The sequence below is a fragment of the Streptomyces sp. V4I8 genome (genome assembly GCF_041261225.1).
GTDB lineage: Bacteria > Actinomycetota > Actinomycetes > Streptomycetales > Streptomycetaceae > Streptomyces.
Map to the genome: position 1 here is coordinate 286,646 of NZ_JBGCCN010000002.1, position 16,015 is coordinate 302,660.

11 protein-coding genes and 5 pseudogenes are annotated in these 16,015 nt (G+C 68.0%); 9 read left to right on the forward strand and 7 right to left on the reverse strand.

All coding sequences use genetic code 11. The annotated features are described in order from the left end of the window. Positions 1-6: 6 nt before the first annotated feature. The 4 genes from ABIE67_RS47440 to ABIE67_RS47455 all read right to left on the reverse strand — a co-directional run bounded on the left by ABIE67_RS47440 (position 7) and on the right by ABIE67_RS47455 (position 5,353). Positions 7-2,733 carry a tetratricopeptide repeat protein gene (locus tag ABIE67_RS47440; protein ID WP_370270510.1) on the reverse strand — a complete coding sequence of 909 codons (2,727 nt, stop codon included), beginning with the start codon at positions 2,731-2,733 and terminating at the stop codon, positions 7-9. Positions 2,734-2,739: 6 nt separating this feature from the next. Further along, a complete protein-coding gene (locus ABIE67_RS47445; protein WP_370270515.1) occupies positions 2,740-3,171 on the reverse strand; it encodes a hypothetical protein in 432 nt (143 codons plus the stop codon). A 407-nt stretch (positions 3,172-3,578) separates the two neighbouring features. After that, on the reverse strand, positions 3,579-4,238 hold the full coding sequence (locus ABIE67_RS47450) for an HNH endonuclease family protein (protein ID WP_370270519.1): 660 nt from the start codon (positions 4,236-4,238) through the stop codon (positions 3,579-3,581). Between the two features lie 914 nt (positions 4,239-5,152). Further along, a complete protein-coding gene (locus ABIE67_RS47455; RefSeq protein WP_370270523.1) occupies positions 5,153-5,353 on the reverse strand; it encodes an integrase core domain-containing protein in 201 nt (66 codons plus the stop codon). 25 nt (positions 5,354-5,378) lie between these two features. Here ABIE67_RS47455 and ABIE67_RS47460 point away from each other — a divergent pair. After that, positions 5,379-5,498: pseudogene (locus tag ABIE67_RS47460) on the forward strand (hypothetical protein); the annotation flags it as partial. An 18-nt stretch (positions 5,499-5,516) separates the two neighbouring features. Here the strand turns inward: ABIE67_RS47460 and ABIE67_RS47465 are convergent. Next, the gene (locus ABIE67_RS47465; RefSeq protein WP_370270525.1) at positions 5,517-6,122 is read right to left on the reverse strand and encodes a hypothetical protein; all 606 of its coding nucleotides are present in this window, start codon (positions 6,120-6,122) and stop codon (positions 5,517-5,519) included. 334 nt (positions 6,123-6,456) lie between these two features. Between ABIE67_RS47465 and ABIE67_RS47470 the strand changes: the two genes are divergently transcribed. The 3 genes from ABIE67_RS47470 to ABIE67_RS47480 all read left to right on the forward strand — a co-directional run bounded on the left by ABIE67_RS47470 (position 6,457) and on the right by ABIE67_RS47480 (position 8,692). After that, entirely contained in the window at positions 6,457-7,464 is a 1,008-nt protein-coding gene (locus tag ABIE67_RS47470; protein WP_370270526.1) for a hypothetical protein, read from the forward strand. Positions 7,465-7,484: 20 nt separating this feature from the next. Then, positions 7,485-7,967 carry a DUF6292 family protein gene (locus ABIE67_RS47475; RefSeq protein WP_370270528.1) on the forward strand — a complete coding sequence of 161 codons (483 nt, stop codon included), beginning with the start codon at positions 7,485-7,487 and terminating at the stop codon, positions 7,965-7,967. A gap of 119 nt (positions 7,968-8,086) precedes the next feature. Continuing rightward, positions 8,087-8,692, forward strand: coding sequence for a hypothetical protein (locus tag ABIE67_RS47480; protein ID WP_370270530.1), 606 nt, complete (start codon positions 8,087-8,089; stop codon positions 8,690-8,692). Here ABIE67_RS47480 and ABIE67_RS47485 read toward each other — a convergent pair. Next, positions 8,680-9,477 (reverse strand): hypothetical protein, encoded by a 798-nt coding sequence (locus ABIE67_RS47485; protein WP_370270534.1) that lies wholly within the window; start codon positions 9,475-9,477, stop codon positions 8,680-8,682. The genes ABIE67_RS47480 and ABIE67_RS47485 overlap by 13 nt on opposite strands. 771 nt (positions 9,478-10,248) lie before the next feature. Here ABIE67_RS47485 and ABIE67_RS47490 point away from each other — a divergent pair. The 3 genes and pseudogenes from ABIE67_RS47490 to ABIE67_RS47500 all read left to right on the forward strand — a co-directional run bounded on the left by ABIE67_RS47490 (position 10,249) and on the right by ABIE67_RS47500 (position 13,168). Continuing rightward, positions 10,249-11,862 carry an IS1634 family transposase gene (locus tag ABIE67_RS47490; protein WP_370251876.1) on the forward strand — a complete coding sequence of 538 codons (1,614 nt, stop codon included), beginning with the start codon at positions 10,249-10,251 and terminating at the stop codon, positions 11,860-11,862. 320 nt (positions 11,863-12,182) lie between these two features. Next, positions 12,183-12,635, forward strand: a pseudogene (locus ABIE67_RS47495) (DNA primase); the annotation flags it as partial. 148 nt (positions 12,636-12,783) lie between these two features. Further along, a pseudogene (locus tag ABIE67_RS47500) lies at positions 12,784-13,168 on the forward strand (DUF6009 family protein). Positions 13,169-13,402: 234 nt separating this feature from the next. Here the strand turns inward: ABIE67_RS47500 and ABIE67_RS47505 are convergent. Continuing rightward, positions 13,403-13,618: pseudogene (locus ABIE67_RS47505) on the reverse strand (IS3 family transposase); the annotation flags it as partial. A gap of 865 nt (positions 13,619-14,483) precedes the next feature. Here ABIE67_RS47505 and ABIE67_RS47510 point away from each other — a divergent pair. Then, complete coding sequence (locus ABIE67_RS47510) at positions 14,484-14,810, forward strand: plasmid stabilization protein (protein WP_370270537.1); 327 nt, start codon at positions 14,484-14,486, stop codon at positions 14,808-14,810. A 99-nt stretch (positions 14,811-14,909) separates the two neighbouring features. Beyond that, positions 14,910-15,922 (forward strand): annotated as a pseudogene (locus ABIE67_RS47515) (Ppx/GppA family phosphatase). The last annotated feature ends 93 nt before the right edge of the window (positions 15,923-16,015 follow it).

A 16,015-nucleotide genomic window follows, 5' to 3' on the forward strand; every position in this document is an offset into this window, starting at 1 on the left:
CAGAACTCAGGCGCTCGAGCCCCGCACGTGGGCCAGGGCTTCGCCGAGGTTGTCCAGCGCTGTTCCTTCGCTCTGCCGGTCCCCGAGTTCGCGGAAGATGGTGGCGGCCTGGGTGTGGGCGTCGATGGCGTCCTCAAACCGCCCCACCTCGGCCAGGGCTTCGCCGAGGTTGTCCAGCGCCATGCCTTCGCTCTGCCGGTCCCCGAGTTCGCGAGAGATGGCGAGGTCCTGGGTGTGGGCGTCGATGGCCTCCTCAAACCGCCCCATCCACTGAAAAGCGAGGCCGAGACTGCTTAGCGCTATGCCTTCGCTCTGCCGGTCCCCGAGTTCGCGGGAGATGGCGAGGTCCTGGGTGTGGGCGTCGATGGCCTCCTCAAACCGCCCCATCCACTGAAAAGCGAGGCCGAGGCGGCTCAGCACCATGCTCTCGCCGCGCTGGTCGCCGAGCTCGCGGAAGATGGAGGCGGCCTGGGTGTGGGCGTCGATGGCCTCCTCAAACCGCTGCACCCCCTGAAAAGCTGCGCCGAGGTTGTTCAGCGCCGCCCCCTCGCCGTAACGGTCGCCGAGCTCGCGGAAGATGGCGAGGTCCTGGGTGTGGGCGTCGATGGCGTCCTCAAACCGCCCCACCTCGGTCAAGGCGCCGCCGAGGTTGCTCAGCGACTTCCCTTCGCGGTGCCGGTCGCCGAGTTCGCGGGAGATGGCGAGGTCCTGGGTGTGGGCGTCGATGGCCTCCTCAAACCGCCCCATCCCCTGAAAAGCGAGGCCGAAACTGTTTAGGGCTGTCCCCTCGGCATGCCGGTCACCGACCTCGACGAAGATGGTGGCGGCCTGGGCCAGGGCGTCGATAGCCTCCTCAAACCGCCCCACCTCAGCCAAGGCGGTGCCAAGGTTGGTCAGCGCCATCCCCTCGCTGTGCCGGTCGCCGACCTCAACGTGGATGGTGGCGGCCTGCGTGTGGGCGTCGATGGCCTCCTCAAACCGCCCCACCTCGGCCAGGGCGAGGCCGAGGTTAGTCAGCGCCGTACCCTCCCGGTGCTGGTTGCCGACCTCGTGGCAGATGGTGGCGGCCTGGGCCAGGTCGTCGATGGCCTCCTCGAACCGCCTCACCCTGTGTAAGGCTGCGCCGAGGTTGTTCAGCGCCATCCCCTCGCCATACCGGTCGCCGAGCTCGCGGAAGACGGTGGCGGCCTGGGTGTGGGCGTCGATGGCCTCCTCAAACCGCTCCACCCCCCACAAGGCTGCGCCGAGGTTGGTCAGCGCCGTCCCCTCGCCATACCGGTCGCCGAGCTCGCGCGTAGCGGCGAGGGCCTGCTGTCCGGTGGTAATCGCGTCATCGAAATGGCGGCGCCAGCTCAGGAACACGGTCAGGCTCGCGCGCAGGGATATGGCGAGGTGGGGGCGTGCGGTGGCGGCGGCGAGGGTGATAGCGGCGACGAGGTTAGACCGCTCGGCATCCAGCCACGCCAACGCGTCGCCACGGTCCTGGAAACGCCCGGGCACCGGATCGCTGGGCAGGGCGCGCAGATGGTCGTCCGCCGCGTCCGCGGTCACCCGGTAGTACTCCAGGAGGCGGTCCAAGGCCGGCTCACCCTGATCGCCGTCGTCCTGCTGGGCGAGCTCGGCCGCGTACAGGCGAATCAGGTCGTGCATCCGCCAGCGGCCCCAGAGCTTTCCGGGCTCGATGAGATGAGCACGGACGAGTCCCTGCAGTTGCTGCTCCACAAGGGCCTCGCTGGCCCCGGCCAGATGGGCGGCAGCTTCGGTGTCCAGATCGGGACCGGGATTGAGGGAAAGCAGGCGGAACACGTGAGCCTGGTCGCTGTCCAGGTGCTGGTAGGACAGGTCGAAGGCGGCGCGTACGGCCCGTTCCTCACGAGTGAGCTGGTCCAGTCGGCGGTGGGCGTCCGCCAACGCCTTGGCCAAGGAGGCCAACGGGCGGGTGGGAGTGTCGGCGAGGAGGGCGGCACAGATCTGCAGCGCCAGCGGCAGACCGCCGCATCGCTCGACGATCTCGCGGGCGCAGCCGGGCTCTTCCTCCACGCGGGTGTCGCCCCGGCCGCGGGCCTGGTACAGGGCGCGCCGCAGCAAGTCCACGGCGGCTTCGGAGTCCAGCACGTCCAGGTCATGCAGGCGAGCGCCGACATCGAGGGTGTGCCGGGAGGTGAGCAGAGTCGCAGTCGTGCCGTCGGTGGGTAGCAGCGGGCGAGCCTGCTCGGCGGTGGACGCGTTGTCAATGACGACCAGCACCCGTCGATCCTGATCAGCGTAGGCCTTCAGCACGCTCCGGAACAGCCGGGATCGGTCCTGCAGGTCAGCCGGAAGATGCTCGCCGGGGATGCCCAGGGCGCGCTCGGGGGGCAGGCGGCGCTCGGGGTCGTAGCCAAACAAGTCGACGAACAGGACCCCGCCGGGAAACCAGTTGGGCGTGGCCAGGGCCCGGTGGGCGGCCTGCAGCACCAGCTCGGTCTTACCGACTCCGGGCAGACCCGCCACGGCTGCCACCAGGACCGCCTGCTGCTCTCGACCCCCGGGGGCCAGGACCAGGAGCAGTTCTGCAAGCTGGGTGTCGCGGCCGGTGAAGGCCGGGGTACCGGCGGGCAGCCCGGCCAGCGCTGGGGTGATCTGCGGCGGCAGTTGCACGGTGATATCGCGGCCCTGGATGACCGCATGGAAAAACACCCCACCGCTGATCTCGTTTGAGACCACTGGCAGTGGCCCGAGCCCTCCGTCCATCTCGCGTCACCCCGCCGGGGGCGCAGCGGGCGGTGGTGGGGGGCTTGTGGTGAAGGAGACCCCGGAGAAGTCCCTGCCCAGTAGCACTGGTCCGTTCTGAGTGCCGCCGCTGATGCTGTTGTGCACCTCGCCGTCGCCGGTGCGTACAAGCTTGGCTTGCTCGTGCCACTGCTGCAGGCCGGTGCGGAAGTCCGCATCCAGGCCGGCTCGTACCGCCAGCGCCGCGCTGAGCGCTTGAGCGCGCGCCGGATCGTCCGGTGCCCCTTCCAGCTCCACCAGCTCCGCCTCCCCGGAGCCGCCCGCCGGAACCTCCGTATCCTGGCCCCGCCGAAACGGGCGGCGCACCAGTGCACTCAGCCCCGCCCACACCTGCCGGCCCAGTTCTCCACCGGCACCACCCGCCAACGCCGCCAGCAGTCCCACCGAGATCGGGTCCACTGCGCACCGCCTCCCCCGTAAACGAACGCCCAATGGGGTATCCACGCTACGAGAAGCCATGGCCGGTGGGAACAGCTTCTCCGCTCCATAACCCCTCGCCACCGCCGGAACGGACAACCCCCAACAGGGCCCGCCGCCGACCGCGGCAGGCCCGCTGGCACCACCAACTAGTTAGGGTCTGTGGCCGGTAGTTGCCGCACGTTTCCATCACATGTGGACATGGTCTTAGTTCAGAGAAGTGACCAATCCGAAGCTGATAGCTCCTGACCAGATGGTTCGGGGCATGGCTGACCTCCGCGACTACCCCGAGCAACACCAGCGTATGAGCGTCACGGGCGCCCCGCATGCGCGCACAGGGCCAGGCGCCGCCGTCCGCGCGAGGAGGCCGGCGGCGGTTGGTGGCTGGGTCAGGGGGCGGGCTCGTATGTCACCGTCTGCGCTGGGCAGTCCGCGGCGACGTTCTCCAGGGCGACCAGCTCGGCGTCGTCGACGGCGAGGGCCCATCGGAGCTTGGTGCCCACCCATTCGGCGAGGTACCGGCAGTGGACATCGGTGGCGGGTGGCATCCATTCGGCCGGATCCTGGTCGGACTTGCTGCGGTTGGAGCGTGCGGTGACGGCGACGAGGGATGTCTCGGCGCCCTGGTCGTTGGCGTACGTCTCCCGGCGCGGCGGGGTCCAGGCCGATGCGCCGCTGTCCCATGCTTCGGCGAGGGGGACCATGTGGTCGATGTCGAGTCCGGACGCCGACGTGACGACGGTGGCGTCGTAGTACGACCACCAGCTCCCGCCGGTCAGGCGGCATCCGGGCCCGACGGCGGGCGGCTCGACCGCCTCGTGGAGGAGGACCTCGGCGCGCGTGTTGCAGCCGTCGGCCGGGTCGTCGCCGGTGTTCCAGTGGCGGAACTTGTCGCGGCTGTAGCCGTCGCGGGACTCGGTGGCCACGGGCAGGCTGGCGACGGCTTCGGTCAGGGGCAGGGTCTCGGCGGCGTGGGCAGGGGTGGAGACGGTGGCAGGCAGGAAGGCGAGGACAACGGCCGCGAGGCCGCGCAGAACAGCTTTGACCATGCGTTCGTTGATAGCTGCCCTGAAGGGGGCGTGATCAGCGGTTTCCCCGAGGCGCCGCCCGTGTGAGTGGAAAGGTCATACCGGAGAACGAAACGCCCACACCGATGCGAGTGGGGGATCAACCCTCGCCGTTGCCCCTCCCGGTCTGGCTCTGCCGCCAGGTCGCGGGCGCTGTCGCGCTTTGTCGCGCGCGGTCACGGTTCTCCAGGACGCCATCGGGACGGCGCCTGGCCGCCGTCCAAGCGTTAGCCCCCCGCCGTTGAACGTGCCACTTCTACTCGAGGATGCCGAGGTGCTGGTCGGGGCCGGACAGAGGCGATCTTGTTGTCGATCCGGTGCAGCCACATGGCGTGCCACACCCGGAGGGTGAGCAGTCGCTCCAGGTCGGGGGGTAGATCGTCGAACACGGCCGTCCTCGGTTTCTGCGCTGTGACGGAGCACGACAGCTTGCGAGTGGAGCACGACAGCTTGCGAGCCTGCTGTCGGTGACTCTCTGCGCAACGGCTCGGAGGAGCGAACCGATCCTCCTCCGATGCCCGGAAGCTCCCGCTGACGGTGAGGACTTGGCGTAGCGGTTAGCGGCAGGGGCCTCGCCCAGCGAGGGCGCCCGTCATGGCCCGGCGAGGATCTCGCTCGCGTGCATTCGACGCACGCCCTGCCGTTCTCGGCAGGATGATCAGTATGGGTGCTGCCGAGTTCCGGCTGCCGTTACTGATCAGCTCGTTCGGGTTTGTCCCGTCTTAAATGATCTGGTTCCGAGTCGGGTCGCTGACCTGAGGCGACCAGTTCAGTTGAGACGTGGGGACGCCGGGAATCCCAAGTGATGTGGTCCCGAGCGAGCGGATGCCGGAGGCCGTCCCAGTTGATGGTCCGTCTTCGCTATGTCGTCGGCCGCAATCGGACCACTGATGGGGCTAGGTGTATTGGCCCGCGGCGTTGTTCACACGGCTGATCGGTGGCTTGCCTCCGAGTGCGGTGTGGCAGCGGTGGTGGTTGTAGGTGTGGAGGAAGTCTGCCAGTGCGTCGGTGCGTTCGGTGTTGCTGGTGTAGGGCCGCAGGTAGGCCCATTCGTCGAGCAGGGAGGCCGTCGACGAACTCACCCTGCGGCCGCTCAACTGCTACCCGCCGCTCGCCGAAGTACTGCCCCTGCTCGACAGGAAGACCGCCCTGCCGCCTTGGCTCCGCTTCGGAACCACCCGCTACTGCCCCAGCTGCCTGGCCGGCGACGGGTCGGCGATCCAAAACTGGCACGGCGGCCCATGGAAACGGCAGTGGCACCTACCCATCGTCTTCGCCTGCCTTGATCACAACGTCTTCCTCCGAGACATCTGTCCCGTCTGCCAACAGCAGCCCCTCCAAAGGACGCCAGGCACCAACTCGGCAATCCCAAACCTCGGACTCAGCAGCCTCCACCCTGCCCAGTGCCGCCGGACCGTCGCCTTCGCAACGAAGCAGCCTTGCGGAGCCCGCCTCGACCGACCCGCCCATCACGCCGTCCGGAACCTGCCCCCACTGACTCCCGACATCGCCACCATCCAGCAAGAACTGCTCGACCTGCTGAAAGGCGCCGACCCCGTCCACGCTCAGACGTTCTTTGCCGACCTGAATCTCGTGGCCACCGTCATCTCGGCAGCATGGCCGCACCACCCCGCAGCGTCCGCGCCTACCGAGCTGCTTGATACCTTCAACAGCCACCACGCCGCGCAACAAGAGCTCATCGAGAGCCGAGAACCCCAGATCAAGGGCCTGCCCCGGCTCGACACGTCCTGGAGGATCACACCGCAATCCGCGCCAGCCACGGCCGCCCTGCTGACCATGGCCAGACACTGCCTGCGCCTGCCCGCCGATCACCTCACAGGTCAACTCACCGAGCTGTTGGGACACGCCCCACGCCGGCCCCACCCACGCTGGGGCGGCGCCTTGGAGGCGACCTCAGTCCAACGTTGCTCAACCCAACTTCGCCAGGCGCTGCGGGGCACCCTCACCAAGCTCCCGACCGGGCCACCCCACCGTCACAGCGCGTGACCAACAACTGCGGGCTCGCGGACTTCGGCCTACCAATCTCGCAAACTGTCGCGCACCATCAGGCCCCCGACCAGGTCCTCCGTCACGGCCACTCGCAAGCAACGGTGCTCTGTCACATGCGCCGCGCGGGGCTCCACCCCTCGCGTGTTCGAATTCTAGTTCGATAACGTGAGGGGAGGAGGAGGTGGGTGTCATGACTGCGGAAGTACCGGCGCGCGAGGTGTCGACGGTGATGCATGTGCGGTGTCCGGACCGTCTGCCGGAGGAGCTCTACCGGCAGGTCCTGGAGCAGCTCGCGGAGCTGTCCCCGGTGGTGCAGGCGCTACCGCCTACCGCGGCCTTGGTGGAGCTGAAGGGCGCTCTGCGCTACTACGGAACCGACGCCCGACACTTGGGTGAGGTGCTGCGTGTGCGGACCCTGTCCCGGCTGGGCGTCGACGTCCGCGTCGGCGTCGGCCCGTCGATCACCGTCGCGGCCACTGCCTCCGCCCAGGTCCCGCCCCCCGGCGGCGTCCTCGCCGTCGCGCCCGACCAGGCAGCCGGCTGGCTGGCCGGGTTGCCGGTCGAGGCCCTGCACGGCATCGGCCCCCGCCAGGCCGGCGTGCTGCGCGACTACGGCATCCACTCCGTCGGCCTGCTCGCCGCCGTCCCGCCCGCCACCGTGCAGCGCCTGCTGGGCGGCCGCGCCGGCCGCACCGCTGCCGACCGGGCCCGCGGCATCGACCCGCGCCCCGTCGTCCCCCGCAGCCTGCCCGCAGCCGCGACCGTCCATCACACCTTCCCCCAGCACACCCTGGACGGCGCCGCCGCCCGCGCCGCCCTCCTCGACCTGGTCGTCAGCCTCGGCCTCCTGCTGCGCCGCCGCGACCAGGCCGCCCGCGCACTGACCCTGACCCTGAAGTTCGCCGGCAACAGCACCTGGGAAAAGACCCGCCGCCTCACCGAGCCGTCCGCGCACGACGACGACCTGCGCCTGCTCGCCTCCCAGCTGATGGACGCCGCCGGCCTCCAGCGCGGGCGCCTGACCGCGCTCGCGCTCAGGGGCGAGGACCTCATCGGCGCCGACCAGGTCCCCCAGCAGATCAGCCTCGACGACGCCCGTGAGGACCGCCTGGTCGCCGAAGCCGCCGTCGACCGCGTCCGTGACAAGTTCGGCCCCCGTGTCATCGGCCCCGCCACCGTCTTCCGCCGCGCCTCGTGACCCGCCCCTGGAGATGAGCTGTGATCCTCGACCCGCCGGGGCTGGTTTCCGGCACAGCACAGCGGCTGCCGCACTGGCCCTACGTCCGCGCTGTCGACGAAGCCCTCACCGCACGCGGCATCCCACCCGGGACCGTTCGCGCCGACCGCACCTACGCCGCCCGCGGGAACACGATGTACATCGTGCTCGTGTGGGACATCAGCCGGACCGCCGGCGCGGGCGGCCTCCGCTTCAACTGGGAGGAGGAGACCGGCTGGGCGTACGCCGTGCTCGGCGTACGCCCCTCCCTCGCGTCCCCGGCCCAAACGCTCACCGCGCTGCACCGGGTCTTCGCAGCACCGGACGACGTCGCGGACGTGGCTGACCACTTCGTACATAACTGGCGTCTGCCCAGCGGCGAGTACGGCGCGGAATGGGACCAGGCGGCAGAGGTGCGGTCCACGATCGACAGGTTCCGCGCCACCGTGACGGAGCCCGGCGGCGTCTGGACGGGCGCCGGGTGAACGGACCGCAGCCGCCCGCGGCGAGTCTTATCTCGGGTGTCGAGCGGGCGACAGGCACGTTGACCGAACCAACTTATGTGTCGTCGCAGGTCAGTTGGGGTTTCTGGTAGCTTCCCGGCATGCCCGGTGAACAGCGTCCCGACAGGGATCTGACGAATTTTGTGCTGCCCGAGTTTGGCCAGTTACTGAAGACAGGAGACCCCTGGGAGCCGTACCAGGTGTTGGACCCGTTCGGGCGCCCGGTCGAGCCTGTCGCGACGTACCTCAGAGACCTGATGGCAGCGGACAGTTCGCGCTTGACGCCACGCTCATACGGGATGGATCTGCTGCGCTGGTGGCGCTACCTGTGGGCGTGCGGAATCGAGTGGGACCGCGCGGTTCGAGGGGATGCCCGGGACTTCCGGCTCTACCAGGAAGAAGCCTGGAAGAAGGGCGTCCCCCGCCGCCGCGCGCAGCCGCTGTGGTGGACCCTGCGCCGCCCCTGGCGGCCGTTGGAGTACGACGCAGCGCGCATGATGTTCAACCGCGGCAACGAGCTCCTGGGTTCCAATTGGACTCTTCACGACCTGCGGCACACGGCGACGTTCTTGATGCTCGACGACCCGAACATGCCGCCGGGTCGGGCATGGCGGACCCCCGTCCGCTCTAAGGGCCGGACGGGGGTGGGATCGCATCGGGGTGAACTGAGCAGCGCCGGTCTGATGCGCGGGGCCTATGCCAGCTGAACGTACTGAGCGGCCATCTCCTCCACTACGTGCCCGGTCTCCTTGAGTACCCGGATGATTTCGTTGCGGAGATCAACGAATCCTCCATCATTCTGGAGGTATATATCAACCGAGGTAGCGAGCCGCCCGACTATTTCGGCGAAGCGTTGCTGGTGAACGGTAACGCCGTCAGAGTTGCAGGTGAAATCGAAAATACTCCCCCGGGTGTCGTCGATGAATTCATTGCTGACCATTAGCGCACGCCCGGAGCCATCCTGTATTACTACCAGGATGTGGCAATGCATTCCGCGTGAGGCGCTTCGATTCTGGTTTGTTGACTTGACGACAAGGAGGCCGTCCCGGTAAAGCGTGGCTTCGCATTTCTCCAGCATTCCGAATGCAATCACCTCTTCCCGGTAGCTCGTGACGGGCTGACTCCCAGTCGCCGGCGGAACAGTAGTGTGGCTTGCCCACAAGGCTTCGTTCGCATCCGTATAGATGACCAGGTTGCGGTCATCTTGCATACAGAGCCGTGCTCCTGGATGGCCCCCGGTGTGGGTGTCCCACATCGGGCTAACGGCGCTGTGCAGCACGAAGTTTCCATCGTCCTGCATGGCGGCTCGGACGGGACGCAGTGAGTCGGGAACGTTCCAGGTGTGCGTTGCCCATACCGCCGTGGGCCCGGAATACATGACTAGATTTCCGTCAGCCTGCATGGTCAGGGCGTAGATGCCATTGGGTGATCGAAGCGTGTCTCCGACCATCAGGGTCGTGCCAGACTTCATTTCGCCTATGTACTCAGCCATAGCGGATTCCATGCTTCCGGTGGTGTTTCCTGACGCAGTGGCATGATGTTGCAGCTGCGGAATTTCGCGTCCTACAAATAGGCTCCTCCGAGTCGCTAAGGATGGGAAGAGGGGGACTGCCGTAGGTTCTCTACGTAGGTGACAGAAGGGGTCGTAAGTGCGAGAGTTCCGCCTGAGGTTGGGAGTAATGGAATTTGAGAGGTTTGTATCGCCTGGCCCATTGTGAAATTCAAGGGTAAAAAACTAATCTTCGGTAAGCTCACGTGTGCGCTTGAGTTCAAACGAGGCGCGCCCCGGCGGTGCGATCATGGACGCGGGTGCGGGGGCACGATGAATGGAGCGTCGGACACCTTCAGCCGCCCCGGGCGAACCGCCCGAGGCCGGGACCTCCGCACCGCCCTCGCCGTTCCACTGATCGCTCGGTGATCGCCGCAGATCCTTCGCGATCAGCGCAGTCTGCTCGCCCCGGCCGAACGGCTCCGTGGTCTGCAGGCGGATCCTCTCCCGTGTCCGCCGCCGCTCGGCGGCCACGCCCCAGTGCGTACCGTAGGACGACGCCATACCGCAGAGACCATCTGCCGTCACCCCGACCTCACGCCGAAAAGTTCAATAACCGCGACACAGTCGGACGCTAGACCCGTACTTCGCGGGTCGTTGATTCGTATGGTGTGACCGGTCCGGGGTGTCCTGGGCCGGGGGTGTGGCGTTGGGTGGGGTGTGTCGATGACTTCCCGGTCCCCGCGGCCACGGTCTCAGCGTCAGCGTCTTGAAGTGGCGGTGACGTCCGTGGTGGAGAAGCGTCTGGGCGCTCTGCCTGTCGCTGCCGAGTTTCTGCGTCGGCTGGATGTCGCCGGGATCGTCGACGAGGTGTGTCCTGGTGGCGCGAGTGCGCTGGTGACGCACGGGCAGGTGATCGAGGCGTTGGTGGCCAACCGGCTGACGTCGCCCGCGCCGTTGGTGCGGGTGGAGGACTGGGCCAGGTGCTGGGCAGTGGAAGAGGTCTTCGGGATCGAGCCCGCTCTGCTCAACGATGATCGTCTGGCCCGGGCACTGGATGCGATCGCTCCGCAGCTGGAGCACATCGCGGGCACGGTCGGGGCGCGGGCGATCGGTGAGTTCGGGATCGATGTGGCCCGGATGCACTGGGACATGACCAGCATGTCCGTGCACGGGGCCTTCCCGGTCGAGGGTCAGGAGGAGGACTTCCCCGTCATTGGCTACGGGCATCCCAAGGACCGGCGCTTCGATCTGAAGCAGGTCCAGGCCGGGCTCGCGGTGTCGGCCGACGGCGGCATCCCGCTCCATGCCCGGGTCTTCGGCGGTGGTGCGGCCGAGGTCAGCCAGGTCGTCGGCGCGATGAAGGACCTGCGGGCCATGGCCGGTGAACGCGACTTCCTGATGGTCGCCGACTCCAAGCTGGTGTCCTACTCCAACGTCCGTGCCCTGCTGGCGGCCGGGGTCCAGTTCATCGCCCCGGCCCCGGCCGCGCAGGTCAAGGACGAGGTCTATGCCGCTCTCGATCCCGCGCAGGCCACCATCGTGGACTGGACGCCCAACCGGGAGGCGGGCAAGCCCGCCGAGCGGCGCGAGACCTACCGCGTGCTGGAGGACACCCACACCCTGACCGGGCCCCGCAAGAGCGATCCTGTGCTCACCGTGCGACGGATCCTGGTCCACTCCACCGCGAACGCCGCCGGCCAGCAAGCAGCCCGGGACAAACGCCTGGCCAAGGCCGCCCAGGACCTGAACAAGCTCACCGCTGCGGCCGGCGGACGCCACTACAAGACCCGGGAGAAGATCGTCGCCCGAATCGGTGTCATCGCCGCCAAGCGCCGTGTCACCTCTTGTCTGCGCTGGACCGTCACCGATAACGAGGACGGCACCCCGGTCCTGGCCTGGCACTTCGACACCGGCGTGCTGAAGGCGGAAGCCGTGGTCGACGGCTGGTACGCACTGCTGACGTCTGTCCCCGCCGACCAGGCGGACGCTGGGCAGACTCTGATCCACTACAAGGGCCAGGGCGCGGTCGAGCGCAGATACCACGACTTCAAGGGCCCGCTCGCGGTCGCGCCGGTCTTCGTGCAGCACAACCGGCGCGTTGCCGCCCTGATCCAGGTCATCTGCCTGGCCCTGCTCGTCTTCTGCCTGATCGAACGGCAGGTCAGACGCGCGCTCGGCCCCGAGCAGACCATGAGCGGCCTCTACCCCGACAACCGCCGGGTCCGCCCCACCGGCCGCATGGTCTTCTACCACCTCGGCGAACTCACCCTGCGCATCGGCAACATCACCGACCCGCCCACCGTCCAGATCACCCGCGGCGTCCAACTCCACCTCCTCGACCTACTCGACACCGACATCGGACAAACCCGCTGGCCACAGACCTGAAACGGTGACCCGCGAAGTCCGGGGCTAGACGGCCTCTCTGGCGGTAGTTCGGAGAAGGCATGTGAGGCATGTGTCCTTCAGCGCACCGTGCCTGACAGGTATCTACGGGTTGTTCAGGCACGTACGGCATGTTCGCGACGCCTGCCAGGCGCGCGTGTATGCGCGCGCGCGAAAGAATCATGCAGTACCGCATACGCAGCTCATAACCGTGACTTTTGGTCCCGTCAGTCCCGTACATCAGAACCTCGGGGCTCTGACCTCCTGTTTTCTAACACGGGACTGAAGGAGGGACCGAACGTCCCGCCACGCGAATCCAGGTCCGCGAGTCCCGCAATCTGGCGGCCGAACTCGTGCGTGATGAAGGACCGGGCATCCTGCAGTGGCTGATCGACGGAGCCCGCTGCTACCTTGCCACCCGCGACCCGCTGACCGGCCCCGCCGCGGTGAGACTTGCCACCGAGGCGTACGAGAAGACCGAGGACCACATCGGCCGCTTCCTCACCGAACGATGCACCACGGGTGCCAACGGCCGCCCTGACCCCGCCCGGCGAGTGGAGCAGAAACTGCTGTTCGAGACCTACAGCCACTGGTGCGCGGACGAGGGCATCCAGCGGGCGACCAGCCGCGCGTTCGCCTCCCGCATCCGGCAGGAACTCGGCCTCGCGTCACCCGCCGACATGATCAAGAACAACGACCGCAAGCTCTACCCCGGCCTTGCCCTCCTCGCTGACCCCGGTGAGGCGCAGGCCGCCGCCGCAGGGGGACACCCTTGACGATCTCTTGTGCCTCGGGGCCAGCAAGCCACTGGCCGTACGATGACAACCGCGACTGCGGACAGCGCCGGATGTGCCGGCAGAAGACCAGCGGCGACAACACCTGCGCGGGCCGGCCGGTCGATGAGATTCAGGAGGGTTTGCGGTTATGAGCTCGATGCTGCAAGACAGCCAGCTCACCGACGAAGTAGAAGTAGTGTGGCTGGAAGGACCCCGCACGCCTCGACTATGTCCGCCAGGCCCTGGACAAAGTCAGCCAGCGCCGCGGCAGGCCCCGCTACTCCCGCGACGGCCGCCTGGTCGGCTACACCAACCTCGCCCCCGACGCCGAACGCGACCCCGACAGCGGCCTGTTCGCCCGCCGGGCCTTCTTCCTGCTGCCCCACGACCGCGACAGCGACCCCACCGGTGACTACGAAGTCGGCGCGCCTGGCGAAGCCGTCGACCCCCGCACCATCGAGCCCGGCAAGACCGGCGCGAAAACCCTCCGCTCCCAGCGCGGCCACACGACGGAGATAACACCCGCCAGCTGACGGCTTTTCACTGTGGCGGGCCCAGGCGTCGAAAGGCACGCCCACTGGCCGCTGCCCACCGACAGCGACCTCCGCCGCACGGTCGCCGTCTGCCCTTCTCCGCCGACGTCCCGCGCTTCGCCCGACGAGGATGATCGCGCAGCGGGGACTGGTGGCTTGCTCACGTTGAGTGGGTGATGGTGCTGGATCGGGACGGGAAGAAATGAAGGGTCGGGCTGGCGGAGAGCGCCTGCAGCAGCGCCGCATCAGCGCACGGACCAGCTCCAGGCCGGCCTGCACGTTCATCCTCTGGGGCGCGGCATGGACGCGCCGGTATCCATAGGTCCCATTCGAGTCGGAAAACACCTGGCGGATGACGGCCTTGAGTTCCGTCCGACGCTCGGCGGTGGCCGAAGAAGGCCGCGATCGCCAGTGGTAGAAGCCTGATCTGAACACTCCCGCCCAGAGCACATTCGCTGCACCGGATAGATGTCGGACTCGCCATCGATGAACTCGTACTTCTCCGTTACCGGTATTCCTGAGTGAAGAAGGCCGCCGCTTTTCCCAGAAACTCCGTCTTCATCCGAAGCTCCCGGCTCTCAGGCTCTGTTCGAGGCCATCCGCACGCTTCCCTGGTGGGACGTTCCGCTGGACCACTACGACCGCGCCCGCGCCCACCACCGCCTGGAGATCCGTCGGCTGAAGACCGCCGCCTTCGCTCACATTGACTGCCTCCCCCCGTCTACCGCACCGCGAATCGCCTGGTCTCCGCCAGCCTGGTATGACCAACGACGTGCCCGGTCGCTCAGGGGAGCCGCCCAAGATCCCAGCGCCACACGCACTCCAGTGCGATGCCGCGGCCCACGCAGCGAACCGGCGGCAGCCCGTGATGATGAGTGCTCCGGCGGCAGCCCATCACGCCTTGGTGGTGCACCTCACTACTAGGAGCGGAGTGAGCGGCTTCAGGTGTGGAGAAATACGAGGGCCGCATGCTTTGGGTGGGTGGCCAGGGGAACTCGGTGATCGGAATGACCTTCGACGCGAAGTGGGGTGTGCGCAGATGTCGAATCCTCAGCAGCCGGAGCAGCGGCGCAGCGTAAAGGGCGGCGGCACTCCGCAGGAGAGCGGCGAAATCAAGGCACGTGAGACTGAGGCGAAGGGCGGCCGTGCCCACGGCACGGATAAGGGGGACAAGGGCGGTGGGCAAGGCGGAGGCGTGCCTCCGGACCAGCAGACGGAACACCCGTGACCGGGCACGGCCTGTCGCTGCTGCATGGTGAGGCCGGTGAAGACAGCGTGGCCTCAACCACGGTCCATATGAGAAGGGAGAAGCATCATGCCGGCCGGATCGAGTTCCAAGCGGGAGCGCCAGTACGAGCACGTGAAGAAGAGTGCGGAGGACCGTGGCGAGTCGTCGAAGCGGGCCAAGGAGATCGCCTCGCGGACCGTTAACAAGGAGCGGGCCAGGTCGGGCGAGTCGAAGACGGCCAGCAAAACGTCGACACGTGATCGGAAGTCGGCGTCCCAGCGTGGTGGGCAGCGCTCGCACAGCGGTGCGGAGGGCCCGACCAAGGACCAGCTGTACAACGAGGCCAAGAAGCGCAACATCCAGGGCCGTTCCTCGATGACCAAGAAGGAGTTGGAGAACGCGCTGGGCCGCTAGGTCCCTGGCCCCCTTGGTGCTGCTGGTTGGTACGGAGACGCTCACTTCGCTTGAGCGGGGCGGGTGACTGGCCGTCTGTGGTGCGGGTACTTGGCTGGCATGCGGTTGAGCTTGGTGGATGTGGGTTCGAACACGGTCCGGCTGGTGGTGACGGACGCGGAGGGCGGTGTGCCGCTTCCGGTGCACACCGCCAAGTGGAAGCTGCGGCTTTCCGAGGACGTCGACGCGCAGGGCTGTCTTTCCGAGGACTGTGTGGGGCGGTTGGTCGAGGCGGTCGCAGCGGCTGCCGGTACGGCTCAGCGGTGGGGTGCTGCCGGGCCGCTGGCTTTTGCCACCGCGGTGGTGCGTAACGCTCCGAACCGTCTGGAGGTGCTGCGGGAGGTCCGTACCGGGACCGGCGTGCAGATCTGCACGCTGCCGGGTGAGGTGGAGGCCGAGCTGACCTTTCTCGGTGCGCGGCGTTGGATCGGCTGGCAGGCGGGGCCGTTCGCGCTTTTCGACATCGGCGGCGGTTCCTTGGAGGCGGCCTTCGGGCGCGGCCGGCTGCCGGACTTTGTGGCATCGCTGCCGCTGGGCGCGAACCGTCTGACCCTCGGGAGTTCTTCGCGGCCGGCGAGGATCCGCCCAGTACACGCAGCGTGAAGGCCATGCGCCGTCACGTGCGCCACCAGCTGCGTGACGTCGCCGGGCGGATTCGCTGGGAGGGCCCGCGGACGGCGGTGGCGACCTCGCGTACCTTCCAGCAATTGGCGCGCCTGGCCGGCGCGGCACCCGGACGCGAGGGTCCCTTCGTCCCCCGCCAGTTGGCGTCCTGCGACCTGCGTAGGTGCATCGGCATCCTCGCGGAGCTGCCCGCAGCCGAGCGCGCCGAGCTTCCGGGGATCTCGGCGCCGCGGGCTGCGCAGAGCCTGGCTGGAGCGGTCGTGGGCCATACGGTCATGAAACTGACGGGAATCAGGACCGTCACGGTCTGCCCCTGGGCCATCCGTGAAGGGGTCCTCCTGCGGTACATCGAGGACGGTGCCGCCTGGTGGTCGGCCGTCGTGCAGCGAAGCGACGATGCAGTGTCGGCGGGCGGAGTGCCGTTGCGGATCGCGACACCGCCGGCCTGAGGGCCCGAGTGCTGGAACCCGCCGGCGGCCTGATGGCCCGAGTGCTGGAACCTGCCGGCGTAGGAGCTTGCAGGCACGGCTCGGCGCTTCCGC

Coding starts and splice junctions, on each gene's coding strand:
- ABIE67_RS47440 (WP_370270510.1), bottom strand. CDS start 2,733: ATGGACGGAGGGCTCGGGCCACTGCCAGTGGTCTCAAACGAGATCAGC.
- ABIE67_RS47450 (WP_370270519.1), bottom strand. CDS start 4,238: ATGGTCAAAGCTGTTCTGCGCGGCCTCGCGGCCGTTGTCCTCGCCTTC.
- ABIE67_RS47470 (WP_370270526.1), top strand. CDS start 6,457: ATGACTGCGGAAGTACCGGCGCGCGAGGTGTCGACGGTGATGCATGTG.
- ABIE67_RS47480 (WP_370270530.1), top strand. CDS start 8,087: ATGCCCGGTGAACAGCGTCCCGACAGGGATCTGACGAATTTTGTGCTG.
- ABIE67_RS47485 (WP_370270534.1), bottom strand. CDS start 9,477: ATGGCTGAGTACATAGGCGAAATGAAGTCTGGCACGACCCTGATGGTC.
- ABIE67_RS47510 (WP_370270537.1), top strand. CDS start 14,484: ATGCCGGCCGGATCGAGTTCCAAGCGGGAGCGCCAGTACGAGCACGTG.